This window comes from Brevibacillus sp. HB2.2 (assembly GCF_013284275.1).
Taxonomy (GTDB): domain Bacteria; phylum Bacillota; class Bacilli; order Brevibacillales; family Brevibacillaceae; genus Brevibacillus; species Brevibacillus brevis_D.
This window is the reverse complement of the sequence record NZ_JABSUV010000086.1, coordinates 1-1,919: the sequence shown is the minus strand read 5'-3', so window position 1 is coordinate 1,919 and position 1,919 is coordinate 1. Positions and strand designations below refer to the sequence as shown.

The 1,919-nt window shown below is 42.3% G+C and carries 2 protein-coding genes and 1 pseudogene; 2 read left to right on the top strand and 1 reads right to left on the bottom strand.

The window, feature by feature from the left end; all coding sequences use genetic code 11:
• Positions 1 to 798: 798 nt before the first annotated feature.
• A complete protein-coding gene (locus HP401_RS29375) occupies positions 799 to 987 on the bottom strand; it encodes a hypothetical protein (protein WP_173607612.1) in 189 nt (62 codons plus the stop codon).
• A gap of 112 nt (positions 988 to 1,099) precedes the next feature.
• Between HP401_RS29375 and HP401_RS30115 the strand changes: the two genes are divergently transcribed.
• Both HP401_RS30115 and HP401_RS35660 read left to right on the top strand, forming a co-directional pair.
• Complete coding sequence (locus tag HP401_RS30115) at positions 1,100 to 1,594, top strand: hypothetical protein (protein ID WP_173607611.1); 495 nt, start codon at positions 1,100 to 1,102, stop codon at positions 1,592 to 1,594.
• A gap of 219 nt (positions 1,595 to 1,813) precedes the next feature.
• Positions 1,814 to 1,919 (top strand): annotated as a pseudogene (locus tag HP401_RS35660) (ParB N-terminal domain-containing protein); the annotation flags it as partial.

Genomic DNA, 1,919 nt, shown 5'->3' with positions numbered 1-1,919 from the left:
CTTTAATTGTATGCATTACAGCGGTTTTCAAGTTTTGGGAACCCCTCTCGGAGCTTTGGAAAATCGCGAATTACTCTGCTGGGATATACCGGACAGGGGATTATATGCGAGATATAAGGCTTCGGCCTCTCGCCCCTTGTCCAGTATCTCTCATGCATTTGTTGCAAATTACTAAGATAACATTAAGAGTCGAGTCAGTGGCTTTTAACTGAAATTCACACTATTTTCCAAAATGAACTTGAATATAGTGGCATAGGTCTTTATATTTAGAGTTATGCAATGTGCAACCCGACAAAAAAGCATATTGCAAATAATTATGGGGAGGCTGATTTATGGATGGTGATTAATTATTAGAACATTTATTAGTGGGATCATTTTGCAGTGGACCAGTGGATAGTCATTTTGTGCTTTAAACTTTTTTACATTGTATTTGATTATTTGTTTCTACTTGGGGTAATAATGTGTACCAAGAGAAACCGGATGGTGGAAAGTATTTAAGTTCTTTCTCAGCGTGCATATTCGCATATTACGCATATTAGTCGAATTAAAGGTTAACGACTGCCATTGTTAACCGAAAGCAAAAAAGCTCGCTAGGACCGCCATCCTAATGAGCTTTTTCTTATGTAGAGTAACTACAAGTGGCTTCGACTAACTAGTCTTGCTCCTACCCATCTCCATTAAGTGAGACATTTTATGGTCTTACGAGGACCGCCATCCCCGGAGCCGTTAACAGGATAGTCACTAGCAACAAGTATTTACCCTATGTCGATATTAAGTTAGGGTTAATGCACTTACAAATTATTCATTTTTGAAAAAGGTTATGAAGGCCAGTATCGTTCTGGCTGATGTCATAAGAAACGTACCGATGCTCCACCAGGAGAGGTTTTTCAAGTTGGCTTTAATCTTGTTCCACCAGAAGACGTTCTTCAGGTTGCTTTTATTCTTCTTCATTTTTTTGTTTACTTTGTTCTTCCTCAGTTTTTTCATATCGCGTACCTCCGCATATTAGTTGGGTAGCGACAGGACTATTCTACCAATTATTTGAAGGGTATTCTAGTAAAAGTAGAAAATTATAACTACGGGGGTGGGGGATAATGTAGTGCGCCAGTATGTTGAATCAACGACAGGAGAAATTTACTACACGGAGGAAGTGCTACGCCGGTCTGACGAGATCGTAAAAGTTTTTCGTCCAGTTGGTCGCAGTTCAAAATTTGTAAAGATAAAAGCCAGCCAGAAGGCAAAGCGACGGCTTAGAAAGCTGTCACTCGCTGAGGCTGGCTTTTTGTTGAAGATCGCTCCGTATGCCAGTGAGGGAACTAACCTCCTGCAAGGTGACAATGAGCGCGGACAAAAGGGGACGCCGCTTACCGTCAAAGACCTTGCCCGCATCGCAGACTGTTCCTATCCAACAGCACGCAAGATTGTGAAGACATTCATTGAGCTGCACATAATGCGTCGAACCGACGTGGAAAGACGGTCAGCATTAGCAATAAATCCACTGTATTCTCTCAACGGGAAGACAGCAGAAGCGTGGCTCTTGCACCTATTCAACCAGGAGATCACAGAGGCAGGAGAAGACCCCAATTTGGACTAGGGGGTCGCCAGAAGCCAACAGGCAGCCAAAGTATAAGGCTCTAAGCTTCAACCTCATTTTTTGCGGTGAAACAATACATATACTTTTCCGCTGGAATAGTAGTCGTTTGATTACACCTACAAAAAACGGAACCAGCCCAACAGCATCAAGGCATACAGCAATTCAAGGGCTGGCAATATTCTTTATTCTTACTTTATTGCCACGAAGGAGCTGAACAGCTTGGACATACGTAAATTACCAGTCTCTAAAATCAATCCAGCCCCTTATAATCCGCGAGTAGATTTGCAACCGGGCGACATTGAATACGAGAAGCTGAAACGATCGG

Excerpts from the sequence above, each read along its gene's own strand:
- HP401_RS29375 (WP_173607612.1), bottom strand. The coding sequence starts at position 987 with ATGAAAAAACTGAGGAAGAACAAAGTAAACAAAAAAATGAAGAAGAAT.